14 protein-coding genes are annotated in these 15,689 nt (G+C 42.7%); 10 read left to right on the top strand and 4 right to left on the bottom strand.

Annotated elements, in window-relative coordinates; all coding sequences use genetic code 11:
• Window positions 1-19: 19 nt before the first annotated feature.
• From FGG15_RS12320 to FGG15_RS12345, 6 genes are all read left to right on the top strand, one after another.
• Complete coding sequence (locus tag FGG15_RS12320; RefSeq protein WP_138836652.1) at window positions 20-2,863, top strand: beta propeller repeat protein; 2,844 nt, start codon at window positions 20-22, stop codon at window positions 2,861-2,863.
• 198 nt (window positions 2,864-3,061) lie between these two features.
• Window positions 3,062-4,240, top strand: a complete 1,179-nt coding sequence (locus FGG15_RS12325) for an acetyltransferase domain-containing protein (RefSeq protein WP_138836654.1) — start codon at window positions 3,062-3,064, stop codon at window positions 4,238-4,240.
• Window positions 4,241-4,288: 48 nt separating this feature from the next.
• Window positions 4,289-5,155 carry a helix-turn-helix domain-containing protein gene (locus FGG15_RS12330; RefSeq protein ID WP_237561814.1) on the top strand — a complete coding sequence of 289 codons (867 nt, stop codon included), beginning with the start codon at window positions 4,289-4,291 and terminating at the stop codon, window positions 5,153-5,155.
• Window positions 5,156-5,275: 120 nt separating this feature from the next.
• Entirely contained in the window at window positions 5,276-6,403 is a 1,128-nt protein-coding gene (locus FGG15_RS12335; protein ID WP_138836656.1) for an acyl-CoA dehydrogenase family protein, read from the top strand.
• A gap of 16 nt (window positions 6,404-6,419) precedes the next feature.
• Complete coding sequence (locus FGG15_RS12340) at window positions 6,420-6,956, top strand: hypothetical protein (RefSeq protein ID WP_138836658.1); 537 nt, start codon at window positions 6,420-6,422, stop codon at window positions 6,954-6,956.
• Window positions 6,957-7,109: 153 nt separating this feature from the next.
• Window positions 7,110-7,598: a hypothetical protein gene (locus tag FGG15_RS12345; protein ID WP_237561815.1), complete on the top strand. Its 489-nt coding sequence runs from the start codon at window positions 7,110-7,112 to the stop codon at window positions 7,596-7,598.
• Here FGG15_RS12345 and FGG15_RS12350 read toward each other — a convergent pair.
• Window positions 7,595-8,554 carry a succinylglutamate desuccinylase/aspartoacylase family protein gene (locus FGG15_RS12350; RefSeq protein WP_138836660.1) on the bottom strand — a complete coding sequence of 320 codons (960 nt, stop codon included), beginning with the start codon at window positions 8,552-8,554 and terminating at the stop codon, window positions 7,595-7,597. The genes FGG15_RS12345 and FGG15_RS12350 overlap by 4 nt on opposite strands.
• Complete coding sequence (locus FGG15_RS12355) at window positions 8,532-9,422, bottom strand: RimK family alpha-L-glutamate ligase (RefSeq protein ID WP_138836662.1); 891 nt, start codon at window positions 9,420-9,422, stop codon at window positions 8,532-8,534. Before FGG15_RS12355 ends, FGG15_RS12350 begins: the two co-directional genes overlap by 23 nt.
• A 198-nt stretch (window positions 9,423-9,620) precedes the next feature.
• On the opposite strand from FGG15_RS12355, the gene FGG15_RS12360 reads away from it, so the two are divergent.
• The 3 genes from FGG15_RS12360 to FGG15_RS12370 are packed head-to-tail and all read left to right on the top strand — an operon-like array spanning window position 9,621 to window position 13,047.
• A complete protein-coding gene (locus tag FGG15_RS12360; RefSeq protein WP_138836664.1) occupies window positions 9,621-10,289 on the top strand; it encodes a succinate dehydrogenase cytochrome b subunit in 669 nt (222 codons plus the stop codon).
• A 2-nt stretch (window positions 10,290-10,291) separates the two neighbouring features.
• Window positions 10,292-12,295, top strand: a complete 2,004-nt coding sequence (locus tag FGG15_RS12365) for a fumarate reductase/succinate dehydrogenase flavoprotein subunit (protein ID WP_138836666.1) — start codon at window positions 10,292-10,294, stop codon at window positions 12,293-12,295.
• A gap of 5 nt (window positions 12,296-12,300) precedes the next feature.
• On the top strand, window positions 12,301-13,047 hold the full coding sequence (locus FGG15_RS12370) for a succinate dehydrogenase/fumarate reductase iron-sulfur subunit (RefSeq protein WP_138836668.1): 747 nt from the start codon (window positions 12,301-12,303) through the stop codon (window positions 13,045-13,047).
• Window positions 13,048-13,143: 96 nt separating this feature from the next.
• Here the strand turns inward: FGG15_RS12370 and FGG15_RS12375 are convergent, their stop codons facing one another.
• Together FGG15_RS12375 and FGG15_RS12380 are read right to left on the bottom strand one after the other, a co-directional pair.
• Window positions 13,144-14,109 (bottom strand): WD40 repeat domain-containing protein, encoded by a 966-nt coding sequence (locus FGG15_RS12375; protein ID WP_138836670.1) that lies wholly within the window; start codon window positions 14,107-14,109, stop codon window positions 13,144-13,146.
• Entirely contained in the window at window positions 14,110-14,694 is a 585-nt protein-coding gene (locus tag FGG15_RS12380) for a YceI family protein (RefSeq protein WP_138836672.1), read from the bottom strand. It lies immediately after the preceding gene.
• Window positions 14,695-14,802: 108 nt separating this feature from the next.
• Here FGG15_RS12380 and FGG15_RS12385 point away from each other — a divergent pair, with 108 nt between their 5' ends.
• Window positions 14,803-15,672: a winged helix-turn-helix domain-containing protein gene (locus tag FGG15_RS12385; RefSeq protein WP_138836674.1), complete on the top strand. Its 870-nt coding sequence runs from the start codon at window positions 14,803-14,805 to the stop codon at window positions 15,670-15,672.
• The last annotated feature ends 17 nt before the right edge of the window (window positions 15,673-15,689 follow it).

Raw genomic sequence — 15,689 nt, forward strand, 5'->3', positions numbered from 1 at the left:
GAAACAAAACAGCTAGTTCATGAAACAATTCCTACTCCCTTTGCTGCTACTTCTTTTTCAAACGATTCCAGCACAACAGAAGCCCACTGAGGCCCGTGCTGTAATTGAGGCTTTGGCACAAAAAACACAAATGGCCCAAACGTCCTTGGTTAAAAATATTCCCTTAAAAAATATTGGCCCTTCCGTGATGAGCGGTAGGGTGGTGGACTTGGATGTCAACCCAAATGATCCTACAGAATTTTATGTGGCTTATGCCTCTGGGGGACTTTGGTACACCAACACAAACGGAATTTCGTTTACTCCAGTTTTGGATAATTCCAACACCCAAAATATTGGGGACATAGCTGTGGACTGGAACAATGGAACCATTTGGGTGGGAACGGGTGAAAACAATTCCTCCCGTTCTTCCTATGCCGGGATTGGTATTTTGAAATCTACAGACAAAGGGGAAACTTGGCTAAATATGGGATTGCATGATTCGCATCATATTGGCAGAATATTGATCAATCCCAACGATACAAATGAGGTCGTTGTAGGGGTAACGGGACATCTTTATTCACCCAACAAAGAACGTGGGGTCTATAAAACCACAGATGGTGGACAGACCTGGACACAATCACTTTTTGTCAACGAAGCAACGGGAATCATTGATATGGCCTTTGCGCCCAATAACTTCAATATTCAATATGCCGCGGCCTGGGAAAAGGATCGTAAAGCCTGGAATTTTACCGGTAACGGTTCCGCTTCGGGTATTTATAAAAGTGTGGATGGCGGTAGCCACTGGACATTGATCAGCACTGAGGGCAGCGGTTTCCCTACGGGAAATGGTGTAGGTCGAATTGGCTTGGCTGTTTTTGACGACAACACAGTCTATGCAGTACACGATAGCCAGTTCCGAAGAGAGAAAAAAGACAAGGCAAAAAAGGACGAACTAACCAAAGACGACTTTAAGTTGATGGACAACGAAACCTTTCTTGCCCTGGATGATAAAAAGTTGAACGAATATCTGAAGACCAATGGATTTCAGGAAAAGTATAGAGCGCAGAACGTAAAACAATTGGTGCGGAGCGGCTCGGTGAAGCCTGTAGATTTGGCCAAGTATTTGGAAAATGCCAACTCCCTTTTATTTGACACCCCGGTTATCGGCGCTGAGGTGTATCGTAGTGACAATGCAGGATCGAGCTGGCAAAAAATGAACTCAAAATATATTAATGATCTATTCTATAGTTATGGATACTATTTTGCACAAATCAGGATAGACCCCAACAACAAGAACCATATTTACTTGGCCGGGGTGCCTCTGGTCAAGTCTGAAGATGGCGGGGATACCTTTACATCCATTGGCAAGGAAAATGTGCATGTGGACCATCATGCGCTTTGGATCAACCCAAAGCGATCTGGACATTTAATCAACGGTAATGATGGAGGGCTCAACATCAGCTATGACGATGGAGAAAATTGGGTGAAAAACAATTCGCCCAAAGTGGGACAATTCTATGCCATCAATATAGACCATAAGGAACCTTACAACGTATACGGCGGTTTACAGGACAATGGGGTTTGGAAAGGCGCACATAACAATAAAGAAGATCGTGGATGGCATCAAAATGGCTCCAATCCATGGAAATCCATTCTAGGAGGGGATGGCATGCAAGTCCAGATTGACAGTAGAAATTCCAATACCGTATATACGGGCTATCAGTTTGGAAATTATTACCGTTTGGATTTAGGTAGTGGAAAACAAAAGTACATTCAGCCTAAGCATGAGTTGGGCGAATCTCCATACCGTTTCAACTGGCAAACTCCCATTCTCTTATCCAAGCACAACCAAGATATCCTCTATTTGGGCAGCAACAAACTACACCGTTCTTTGAACCAAGGCGATGATTGGGAGACCATTTCCAACGATTTGACCCAAGGGGGTAAACCTGGTAATGTGGCCTATGGCACCCTGACCACTATTTCAGAATCTCCATTTAAATTTGGGTTGTTATATACTGGAAGTGATGACGGGTTGGTGCAAGTCTCCAAAAATGGAGGAGGGAGTTGGGATGTTATCTCTGGTTCCCTCCCCCAAAATTTATGGGTGAGCGAAGTGGCAGCATCCAAACATAACAAGGAACGGGTATATGCAAGCTTGAACGGCTATCGTTCAGACGATTTTACTCCTTATATATATGTAAGTGAGAACTATGGAAAGTCTTGGAAGAATATTTCAAGCAACATTCCTGCATCGCCGGTAAATGCGCTGGTTGAGGATCCCGAAAACGAAAACCTCCTATTTGCAGGTACAGATAACGGTTTGTACACCAGCCTTGATCGAGGGGAAACCTGGGAACTTTTCCAAAATGGAATGCCCAATGTGGCTGTACACGATTTGGTCATTCAGCCCGAAGCCAAACATCTTTTGGTTGGGACCCATGGCCGAAGTATTTATAAGGCAGATATTTCGGTGTTGCAACAAATGACCCCGGAAGCTATTTCCAAGGATTTGGTTGTTTTTGAGGTAGATGCCATTAAACATTCCAAGAGTTGGGGCAACGCCTCCTACACCTGGGGCAAACCAGATACGCCAGGCTTGGACATAAATTTCTATTGTTCCGCTCCGGGTTCTTGCGTTGCCAAGGTATTGACCGCGAATGGCACAGAAGTCAGCTCCACCGAAATGGAAGCTGAAAAAGGACTAAACGTCCTTTCCTATGATTTGGCCTTCTCCAAAAAAGGGAAAAGCAACTTCCTTAAAAGAAATAAAATGAAACTGGAGGAAGCCAAAGATGGAAAAACCTACCTCCCCAAGGGAAGTTACGCAGTTGAAATTTCCGGGAATGGGCAAAACCAAAAAATTGAATTCTCCATAGAGTAGATTCCATTGGGTTTGTGGGACTTTCTTCACTTTATCAATTTGTGGTAAAGTTCCTAAGGTATAAGGTTGGAAATCAGCCTTAAAGAATTAAAGATTTTCTTAAATTTAGAAATCTTGTTGGTTCAATATTCCCTTTCCCCCACTGATTGGTTGAACCTTTTAGCACTGGCAAATACATCAACCTAAACCTTTCAAATCATGGAAAATGATAGACGAAAACGCATTAAATCCATTGACATGTTGCGTGGATTGGTAATGATCATCATGGCATTGGACCATGTCCGGGATTATTTCCATGCCGATGCCTACTTTTTTGATCCTTCGGATTTAACCCAGACCAATGTGCCTTTATTCTGGACCCGTTTTGTGACCCACTTCTGCGCCCCGGTTTTTGTCTTTCTAGCTGGCACCTCCGCTTTTTTTGTTGGACAGCGCAGAGACAAAAAATCACTTTCCATTTGGCTACTGAAAAGAGGTATTTGGTTGATCATTGCCGAGTTTACCATTATTAAATTGGCTTGGATGTTCAAATTGGATTATTCAGGAGTACTCCTACAGGTCATCTGGGTGCTGGGGATTAGCATGATCTTTTTGGCAGCATTTATCCACCTTCCCAAAAAACTGGGTCTTGCTATTTGTCTAGTGGCGGTTTTTGGACATAATTTGTTGGATTCGGTGGCCCCTACCACACCTTTTGCGGCAGGACTTTGGTCATTTTTACATGTATTTAATCTTGTTGACATGGGATTTATCAAAATCTTCGTTGGGTATCCCATGATTCCCTGGATCTTTGTAATGCCTCTGGGTTACTATCTGGGAGAGCTTTATAAACCGTCTTTTGACCCAAAACTTAGAATTTCCCGATTAGTGCAAATGGGTTTGGGTTTGACCCTCCTATTTTTTGCCTTAAGGGCCATCAATATTTATGGGGATTCGTATCATTGGGCCACACAAGAATCTGTTGGACTCACCATTGCTTCATTTTTCAATGTCACAAAATACCCTCCGTCCCTTCATTTCTTATTGATAACCCTTGGACCCTCTTTGGTGTTCTTGGCCCTTGTAGAAAATTGGCAAAACAAATGGACGGAAAAAATGGTGGTTATAGGAAGGGTACCTATGTTTTTTTACATCTTGCATATCTATGTCATTCATGCATTGGCGGTTATTGCTGCCATGATGACGGGTTTCAGTTTTTCTGATATGGTCATTGATCTTTGGATTACCCTCCAGCCCCAACTGCAGGGGTATGGCTTTGATCTCTGGGTAGTTTATCTTATTTGGGTTGTGCTCATTATTGCGCTCTATCCCATTTGCAGTTGGTACAACAACTACAAGACAGCCCATCGAGAAAAATGGTGGTTGAGCTATTTGTAGCTAAATTTATGGCAGGCCATGCTGTTCAAGTAGCCAAATCGATAAAGAATGATAGTAGATATTCAGCGATATTTTGAGCGACATCCCAAGTTCAACAAGCTCATGGGAGACAACTATCTGTTCGTAGAGTACAAGTGTCCCATAGATATTGAGAATTTTCAACTATTTACCGATTCCCATATCATTAACTATGTCATCAGTGGCAAAAAAGATTGGTTTGGTCCCAATCAAACATTTGAAATTCAGGGAGGGGATGCCCTTTTTGTACGGAAGGGAGTATATACCACACGCCAGCACTTTGAAGTGGACTACTGTGTGATCCTCTTTTTTATTACGGATGACTTTGTTGCCAATTTTTTTAGGGACCATCTCGAGCTAAAATTTGTATCTGCCCAGATCGACTTCAAGCAAATCTTTGAAGTTGATGTAAACGATTCCTTCGAGGCCCTGATACTAAGTATTTTCAATTACTTCAAACAAGCTGGAGAAATTCCGAAAAGTTTGGTGGAGATTAAATTTCGGGAATTATTGTTCAACATCCTATTGAATCCCAAGAACCGAACTTTAGCCCAGTACCTGTATTCCCTATCCGATTTGCAAAAGGCCAATATGGAACACACCATGTTGCTTAATTTTCAATACGACCTAGGTTTAGATGAATTTGCAAGACTTTGCGGACGCAGTCTTTCAGCTTTTAAGCGTGATTTTAAATCCCATTTTAAGGAAACCCCTGGGCGGTGGATCAAAAACAAACGGCTCGAATATGCCAAAACCTTGTTGAATCAATCTTCCTTGACCGTCAATGAAATCTGTTATGAAAGTGGCTTCAAAAACACTTCCCATTTCAATAGCACTTTTAAAGAGAAATACGGACTCCCTCCACATCAGTTTAGGTCCAACATTAAAGCCCAATAAGTACAACCATCTGTTTTTTAGGTAAATAGTGTGAGCTTCAGCACAAACTATTTGGACTTTTAGGAAAATGCATCTCACCAAGGTTGTAGCAATTTTGCATGGTAATCAAATTAGAAAATCATGGAAACTACAACCATCAAAACAGAAAACTGGACACATTTGGCAAAACAGCTAGGGGAGCTTTTCGCCCAACGGGCCAATGAAAAGGACAGGACAGCCTCCTTTGTTTATGAGAACTACGAAGACTTAAAAGCCCATAGGTTTTTCTCCGCGCTTATTCCCGAGGAGTTGGGCGGTGGTGGAATAACCTATACGGAAATGTGTGAGATCATTAGAATCATAGGCAACAATTGTGGTTCTACGGCCTTGGCTTTCTCCATGCACCAGCATTTGGTAGCAGCGGCTGTTTGGAAATACAAACACAAAAATGAGGGCGCAGAAACATTGACAAAGATTGCGGAACAACAGTTGGTCTTGGTCAGCACAGGGGCCAAAGACTGGTTGGATTCCAACGGAACCCTTAAAAAAGTGAATGGAGGTTATTTGTTTTCCGCCAAAAAACACTTTGCGAGTCAGTCTATAATAGGGGACGTGGCTGTTACCAGTTCAGTGTTTTCGGACATTGATGGTGGAGAATATGTACTTCATTTTTCCATTCCATTGAAGCAGCAAGGGGTTTCCCTGCTGGATGATTGGTACACTTTGGGAATGAGGGCAACAGGTTCCCAAACCATCATTTTTGAAGAGGTGTTTGTTCCCGAGGAAAGTATAGCGCTAAAGAGGGAAAGAAATGAATTTCATCCCATCTGGAATGTAGTGCTAACGGTGGCAATGCCGTTGATTATGTCTGCCTATGTAGGTATTGCAGAAAAAGCGGAGCATTTGGCCATAGCTGCGACGCAAAAAAGAAGTCTGGGCCATCTACCCTATAGTATTGGAAAACTCCACAATACGTTTTTGGCTTGTAAAGCGCAATGGGTAGCTATGCGGTCCATGGCCAACAACCTCAACTTTAAACCTCTAGGATTGACCTCAGCTGATGTTTTGGCTTATAAGACCAATGTGTCTGACTTGGCCAGGGAAACTGTCAGCTCAGCGATGGAAATTATTGGGGGGCAGGGGTTCTATCAAAGGCATTTGTTGGAACGCTTGTTCAGGGATGTGCAGGCATCGCAATTCCATCCATTGCCCAAATGGAGCCAGTACGAATTTACCAGTAGACACCTCTTAGAAAATCATAAATCGTAATCACAAAAACCATAAAATGAAAAATAAATTATTCATCACAGCACTTTTATCGCTGGTCTTATACACCACAGCCAGCACACAAGAACTAGATCTATTGGCCTTTAACCAAGGAGCTGAACCCAAGAGGTATGCTCCCGTTCCCATGGACGATTTTGAGGAACCAAACGCCCACTATGTTTCGAAGATAACTTCAAGTAGTTTCCTTACTTCGGTACACCCTATGCAACAAAAAGTGGCCAAATTTGAATTGGATGCTTTGCAAGAATTCGATAAAAACGAACCTTCGCGTTACCATGTTGTTTTCGCAAATGAAAATGCCCTGGTACATGCATGGTATGACAGTAAAGGTGAGCTCGTCAAAACCATAGAACGATATAAGAACCAAGTCCTCCCTTCACATGTCAGGAAAAAAATCGCCTTGGAGTATCCAAAGTGGTCATTCGGAGACAATGTGTTGGTAGTACGATTTGTGCGTGGGAAAAAATTGCGTCACAATTTACGACTGCATATGACCTTGGGCAAAAATCGAAAAACGGCTAAGTTTAGCTACTAGTAAAACAACCTGCAAAAGATAAATCCCCAAGCTTTTGCAGGTTTTTGTCAGAATTTACCAGCAAAAACCATACTTATAACAGGGTATTTATCTAAAAATAGCCCACATAATCCCTATTTGTCTAGGGAATTCCGCCCAATAATTCCTATTTTTATGGTTTCCAACCAACCTTTTTCAATTTTTTTAACCAATTATCTCTTTTTGGAACGTATGCAACGTGTTCGGGAAATAGCATTCTTTAAGAATATTCGGGAGATTCGAGAATATGAGTTTGGGGTATTCTATTTTTTCGATGGACTTGTTATTTCCGAAATCAAGGAGGGTGTGGTTTTTAATTGGTCCATGGCCCAAAAAGCCATTGATGCCGCTTACGAAGTGATTGGACAAGATAGACCCATCGCATACATTTCCAACCGAATCCACGACTACTCTGTGGTGCCCACAGATTGGATCAAGTTCTACACGCACCGTCACAAACTTGAGCTTTACTCCGTTGTTGCCTATAACAAAAGTGGCCTTGCCAGTATCATCTTAGAGAAGATGTTTTTCAGAAATAACATTCGTCAATTTTCTGATTTGGAGACCGCCATTAATTGGAGCCTGTCAAAAATTGAGGCTAAAAACGAACAACCAACTATTTAACATCCTAAATGGAATAGAGCATCTCCTTGGTTTACTACCGCTTGGTGGTTAATGCAAAAGATATACCCACTGAATGGGGCCTTTATTTTCTTGTTTTTCTTGGCGTCGGTGTCTGTAATCATTCCTAAGATTTCTCCTTTGACCACCGAGCTTCCATTTACTTTTTGCGGGATAAACATGCCTGCCCTAGAAGCCCTGAGCCAACGTGTTTTGTTTAATTCAATGGACTTCTTTTCCCATGATGCCATTTTTTTGGAGAGCATTCCCAGAGAATTCAATACATTTTTAATTCCAAGCATTCCTTGCTCAATTGACCCTTCATCAAAACGCATGCTTTCTCCTGCCTCATACACTATGGTTGGGATTCCCATTCTAAGAGAAGCCTTCCTAAAGGAACCCGCTATCAATCTAGAAGCAAAATAGAAGGGAGCGTTAAAAGCTTCTGCCAATTTTTTGCTTTGCTTGTCTTCTTGGGAATACCTAATCTGTGGAAAATTGAACCGCTGTCCACCTCCGGTATGAAGGTCTATTCCAAAATCGATTTGGGGTAAAATTTCCGAAGTATAAGTGTATGCAATCCTGCTGGCCAAGGAACCCGTTTTTCTTCCAGGAAAACTCCTGTTCACATCCTTCCCGTCAGGAACATCCCGTGAAAAATGTATAAAACCAAAAATATTTAGAATGGGTACCACAATTACAGCGCCTTTCTTAATGTCAAATAAATCGTTCTGAAGCATTCTTCGGACCGTTTCCACCCCATTAATTTCATCGCCATGCAAGCCTGCCTGCACCAACACGGTGGGCCCTGCTTTTTTAGCATTAAAAACATGCACGGGTATGTGAATCAAAGTTCCGGTCGGCAATCGTGCAATATCTATCTGCACCAACTTGTTCTGTCCAGGCGCAACTTTTTCTCCATTGATGGCAATGGTTTTATTTTCGCTTTCGATACCCATTTTTTTCCACAAATTGAATGATATGCTTGGCCACATTAACGCCAGTTGCAGCTTCAATGCCTTGCAAACCGGGAGATGCATTGACTTCAATTAGAACCGGTCCTTTTTTGGAGCGCATTATATCCACTCCAGCAACGCCCAATCCTAAATATTTAGTGGCGTTCAAGGCTATGTACTGCTCCTTGGCGGTAGGTTTGATAGCCGTTGTGTCGGCTCCTCGGTGTACGTTAGATCGGAAATCGTCCAAATCACTGGTTCGCTTCATACTGGCCACCACCTTGTTGCCCACCACAATAATTCGGATGTCCTCTCCATTGGCCTCGGCAATATAGCGTTGCAAAAGAATACTGGTATCCATCTTATAAAACGTATCTATGATGGACTTGGCAGATTTTTTGGTTTCGGCCAATATTACGCCCATCCCATGGGTTCCTTCTTGAAGCTTTATGATTACCGGCGGTCCGCCCAACAATTTAATCTGCTCTTCAATATTGTCCGGATTGATGGAAAAGACCGTCTCGGGAATTGGGATGCCCTTGCGCGCCATAATTTGAAGTGTTCGGACCTTGTTTCGCGCCCTGGTAATACCCAATGAACGTGCCGTACTGAACACATTGTTCATTTCAAACTGCTTCACAATGGCCGCTCCGTGCCTGGTAACCTTAGCTCCAATTCTGGGAATGATGGCATCAAACTCATTGGTCACGTTTTCCTCATTCAAATAAATCTGGGGCCTACCCTCGCCCAATTTTACAGAGCATTTGGTATGATCAATAACCTCCACATAATGTCCAGCATTCTGGGCTTCCTCAACGATCCTCTTAGTGGAGTGTACATTAAGGCTCACGGATAAAATGGCAATGTCCATAAGGGATTTTGGTCAGTTATAAATCAATTGTAATATCGGTTAAAATTCCCAGTTGTTCGAAATTTATCCCAATTAAATGCTTCAAGTTGAAGCCATTCCGAGCATAGGTTAAAATCGGTCTAAATAAGACCCTTATGGCTGTTGAAAGCTTGTTAAAAACTCACCCGTGCCGTAAATTTGTAGTTAAAACCAACGCTAATGAGTGGATTGATAAAATCTTCGATTGCCCGCAAGGTAGTGATGGCACTTTCGGGTCTCTTTCTGGTAATTTTTCTAGTACTGCACGTAACCATCAACTTAGCATCGGTCGTCTCCCCCGATTTTTTTAATGAGGCCTCCCATTTTATGGGATACAACCCTTTGGTGCAATACCTCATGCAGCCCATTTTGATCATTGGTGTCATTGTGCATTTTGTGATGGGGTTTGGTCTTGAGCTACAAAATAAAAGAGCACGGGGAATCAGCTATGTAAAATATAGCGGCGCGGCCAATGCACCGTGGGTTTCCAGAAACATGATTTATTCCGGACTGGTTATTTTGGCATTTTTAGGATTGCACTTCTACGATTTTTGGGTACATGAAATGACCTATAAATACATCGAAATGAATCCTGAAAACCCTACTCGTTACTATGCGGAAACGGTTGAAAAGTTTGCCCCCTTTTGGCGAACCATCATTTATGTGATTTCGTTTGTGCTGCTCAGTCTACACCTGTGGCATGGGTTTTCTTCCTCCTTCCAATCTATGGGAGTGAACAACAAATACACCCCGGCCATTAAATCTTTTACAAAAATATTTGCGGTGGTAGTGCCTTTGGCATTTGTGTTCATTGCACTATACCATCACCTTAACCCAATAACACATTAATTATGGGCATATTGGATTCTAAAATTCCATCTGGTCCTTTGGCCGATAAATGGACCAAGCATAAAAATGATATCGATCTAGTTAATCCTGCCAACAAGCGTAACATTGACGTAATTGTTGTTGGGACTGGATTGGCCGGTGGAGCCGCGGCAGCCACATTGGCTGAATTGGGTTATAACGTTAAGACTTTTTGCTATCAGGATTCTCCCAGAAGAGCACACTCCATTGCAGCACAGGGAGGTATCAATGCAGCCAAAAACTATCAAGGAGATGGGGATAGCCCATATCGATTGTTTTACGACACCATCAAAGGTGGGGACTATCGCTCCCGCGAAGCCAACGTATATCGATTGGCTGAAGAATCTGCTAATATCATAGATCAATGTGTGGCACAAGGGGTGCCCTTTGCCCGCGAATATGGAGGTCTTTTGGACAACCGTTCGTTTGGTGGGGTATTGGTTTCCAGAACCTTTTATGCCAAAGGACAGACCGGACAGCAGTTGCTCTTAGGTGCCTACGCGGCCATGAACCGACAAATCAACCGAGGGAAAATCCAAGCGTATAACCGCCATGAAATGATGGATTTGGTTTTAGTGGATGGAAAAGCCCGTGGAATTATTGCCCGTGATTTGGTAAGCGGAGAAATTCAAAGGCACAGTGCCCATGCCGTAGTTTTGGCAACTGGGGGGTATGGAAATGTTTTCTTCTTGTCCACCAATGCCATGGGAAGTAACGTGATGGCAGCATGGCGTGCCCATAAAAAAGGAGCTTTCTTTGCCAATCCTTGTTATACGCAAATCCACCCAACCTGTATTCCGGTTTCCGGAGAACATCAATCCAAATTGACCTTGATGTCTGAATCATTGAGGAACGATGGTCGTATTTGGGTACCGAAACGCATGGAGGATGCCGTCGCTATCAGGGAAGGGAAATTGAAGCCTACGCAATTGGGCGAGGAAGAACGCGATTATTACTTAGAACGTAGATATCCCGCCTTTGGAAATTTGGTTCCCCGTGATGTTGCCTCCAGGGCAGCTAAAGAACGATGTGATGCCGGGTTTGGCGTGAACAAGACTGGCGAGGCTGTTTATCTTGATTTTGCAGCAGCCATAGAGAGGTATGGTAAGGAAAAGGCCATGACCTCCGGTATCAAAAATCCGGATAAAGAAACCATTACACAACTAGGAGAGGAAATTATAGAGGCCAAGTACGGTAACCTTTTCCAGATGTATGAAAAAATTGTGGATGAGAATCCTTATAAGACCCCAATGATGATTTATCCAGCGGTGCACTATACCATGGGTGGTCTTTGGGTTGATTATAATTTACAGACCACCATTCCCGGTTGTTACTGTGCAGGGGAAGCCAATTTCAGTGATCATGGTGCCAATCGACTTGGGGCTTCAGCCTTAATGCAAGGTTTGGCAGATGGTTATTTTGTGTTGCCGTATACCATTGGTGATTATTTGTCCGACGATATCCGAACTGGAGCCATTTCAACCGATTTGCCAGAATTTGAGGACGCTGAAAATGAAGTCAGAGGTAGAATGGAAAAAATGATGTCCGGAACCGGTATCCATTCCGTGGATTATTATCATAAAAAATTGGGTAAGATCATGTGGAACAAATGTGGCATGTCCAGAAACGAAAAAGAATTGGAGGAAGCCATTGGCGAAATAGCTGAATTGCGAAAGGACTTTTGGGAAAATGTAAAAATTCCTGGTCAAGCCGATTCCAAAAACCAAGAGTTGGAGAAAGCCGGAAGGGTTGCAGACTTTTTAGAATTGGGAGAACTTTTTGCCAAGGATGCCTTACATAGGAAAGAATCTTGTGGAGGTCATTTTAGAGAAGAATACCAAACCGAAGAAGGGGAAGCGTTGCGTGATGATGAGAACTTCAAATACGTAGCCGCATGGGAGTTTAAAGGAGAACCCAAGGATGCTGAGTTGCACAAAGAGGATTTGGTTTACGAAAATATCGAATTAAAGACACGTTCTTACAAATAAAAGCTATGAAGTTATATCTAAAAATTTGGAGACAAAAGGATGCCGAAACTAAGGGTCAAATCGTGGATTATACCCTAGATGGTGTTGAGGGCGATATGTCTTTTTTGGAAATGTTGGATATCCTAAACGAAGAGCTGGTTTCAAAAGGTGAGGAACCAGTGGAGTTCGATCACGATTGTAGGGAGGGTATCTGCGGAACTTGTTCCTTGCAAATCAATGGGGAACCTCACGGACCAGATAGATTGATTACCACCTGCCAATTGCATATGCGCAAGTTCAATGATGGGGATACTATCGTAATAGAACCTTTTAGAGCCAAAGCTTTTCCTGTCATCAAGGATTTGATTGTTGATCGAAGCTCATTTGACCGGATTCAGCAAGCCGGTGGCTTTATCTCTGTGAATACCTCCGGAAATACCGTGGATGCCAATGCCATTCCCATTCCAAAGGAAGATGCAGACAAAGCCATGGACGCTGCAACCTGCATTGGTTGTGGGGCCTGCGTAGCAGCCTGCAAAAATGCGAGTGCCATGCTGTTCACCTCGGCGAAAGTTTCCCAATTTGCCTTATTGCCCCAAGGTCAGGTGGAAGCTGCAGACCGCGTGCAGAACATGGTCCGTCAAATGGACTTGGAAGGCTTTGGAAATTGCACCAATACGGGAGCCTGCGAGGTGGAGTGTCCAAAAGGAATTTCCTTGGAGAACATTGCCCGTATGAACCGGGAATATCTTTCTGCGACTACCAAAGGATAGTATAAATTTGTCAGGTCGAGCGCAGTCGAGACCTCTTAACAGTGCTCGAGGTGACGTCACCACTTAGACCCAAATTCCCCAAAGAGTTTGGGTTTTTTATTCCTCAATAACTCTTAGGAGGTTGGCATTTTTATCCCACAAAGCAATCTTCCCCTCACTGCTTGAAGTTACTATGAACTTGCCATCAGGACTCCAATCCACGCCCCATAGATAATCATTAGCCGATGCCGATTCAGCTATAAGGTCTCCAGCTTGGGACCAAATCCGCAATGCATCACTTGCACTGGCCAATTTTTTTCCATTTGGGTTCCATCTTATATTTCTGTATTCGGCCTTTTTTGGTTTGATTTCATGAAGCTTTTTACCATCAATATTCCAAAATTGGAGGAGTTTGTCCTTATCGCTTACTTTATTTTCAAGTAGGCCATAATCCCCAACAGCAAAAAAATCGCCAGAAGTATGCCATTCCACACACAGTACAAGGGTCTCTGCATTTCTTGGTAGAAAAGCATTGATCGTATCACCCAGATGTGTGTAAATCCCTATCTGATCCCCGACCGTGACCATAATGTTTTTAGAAGGATGCCAATCCAAGCCAGCAACTCCCTTTGAGTCGGCTAAGAATCGACTTACACGGCTCCCATGCACGGTATAAACGGACACCGTATCTTCAAGTTCGGAAACAGCGAGCAGTTCTCCAGTATGATTCCAGTCCAGTGCTCTAAAGCTCGATTCCAAATCCTGCAGCTCTCTCCATTTCCCAGTGTCCAAATCAAGTATTTTGGCTTTAAAGGTTCTTCCTTGGGTAATAACGGCCAAAAGGTTCTGGGTGGGGTGCCATTTCAGTCTACTTAGTTGTACCCCTGGAACTGGGTAAGTGTTCAACAGTTCAAAAGTCTTGGCATCAAATACTTTCAACACTTCTTGATTGCCCCCTGTTGCAATATATTTCCCGTCTGGACTCCAAGCTATGGTCCATAGGGTTTCTTTGTTCTCAACCTGTTTCTGACAACAGATATTGATCAAGGAGCACATCAACAGAAAAAAGAAAAGCTTTTCCATTTAACACCCTGGTTTGGTTACCAAAACCACTTCAAAGGCGATAGCATCTGAAATGATGCTTTCCTTGACACTACCAATAATCCCTTTGGATTCGTAACTAATGCCCCATCGGGTCCTGTCAATTACAAATTTGGATTTGAATACATAGGTTTGATCCCGCTCCTCAACACTCATTCTAAATTTTATGGGATGGGTAACCTCCTTTATGGTCAGCAGGGCTTCAACACCAATTTCGTCTTCTTCAACATACAGGGCCTCAACAATCTTTAATTGGGCTATAGGGTTATTTTCCACATCAAAGAAGTCCTCATTTTTTAAATGGGACACCAGCATATCATTGTATTTGCCATCCGTATTGACAATGGAATTCATATCCGCCTCAAAATAGCCTCCCATGACCATATTGCCAGACCAAAAAATTGTGCCTTTAGAAAACTTGACTGTGCCATAATGCTCATTGAACTGGAACAATTTGGATCCCGACCAATTAATTACACTCTTTTCTGTATCAATATTTATGGTACCTTGTCCATACATAAAGGCATTAAACCCAATGCCCACAACTAATAAGATGATTTTTTTCATTGTTTTGTTTTGGACAAATCTAGGTTTGAGGGCCTCAGGGGAGGTGAATAAAATGTAAATGAAGTGTAAAAAATTGCAATTTTTTAAATTGACAAAAATCCATCAGAAATGAAAGTTGTACTCTATATATATAGCGCTCTGTTCGTGTTTGCACTTTCTTTTTCGGTGATCAAAAAGGCGCCCAAAGGCCAAGATGAAACTTTTTCAAACAGAGTAAAAATTGCGCTTAGAAATACAGGAAACACTCTGTTGTTGCAAAGCCGTGATTCCAGCTCTTTGGTTTTGCCAGTAGTGCAAAATGGGCCGCAAAGTTTTCAGCTGACTTTTGAAATGGAGTTACCTATAGTTCCGGATAGCTTAGTGGCATCGGTAGCGCGAAATTTTAAGGCCATGAATTTACCCAGTGACTATCTGGTGGAAGTCGTGGACTGCCAACAGCACGAAGTGAACTATAGCTATGCGATATCGGATAATGAAGAACGAAACATTGTCCCCTGTTTGGGCAGAAATCTTCCCAAGAATTGCTATTCCATCAACGTGATTTTTCCCAAACCCACAGATGCCAAAGAATCCAAATTGAGTGCACCATGGTATACCCTGGCGGTATTTGGAACTCTAGGAATAGGTCTGTTTTTCTTGGTAAAGCGTAAGGACGCGAATGGGTCCCAAGACGTATTGTCATATATACCTATTGGCAACTATGCTTTCTATAAAGATCAGAACAAGCTGGTCAAGGATGGTGTAGATATCAAGTTAACTGCTAAGGAAACGGACTTACTTAAAATTTTTGCCGAAAACATCAACCAAGTGGTTAGCCGTGATCAATTACTTAAGGATGTTTGGGAAAATAAGGGCGTATTTGTGGGCCGAAGTTTGGACACTTTCATCTCCAAACTCAGAAAGAAGTTCAAAGACGAGGTTCATATCAATCTGATCAATGTACACGGGGTTGGTTATAAACTGGAAATTCTGAAATAATCCACATAAGAAATCCC

Source organism: Flagellimonas algicola, assembly GCF_005937185.1.
Lineage (GTDB): Bacteria > Bacteroidota > Bacteroidia > Flavobacteriales > Flavobacteriaceae > Flagellimonas > Flagellimonas algicola.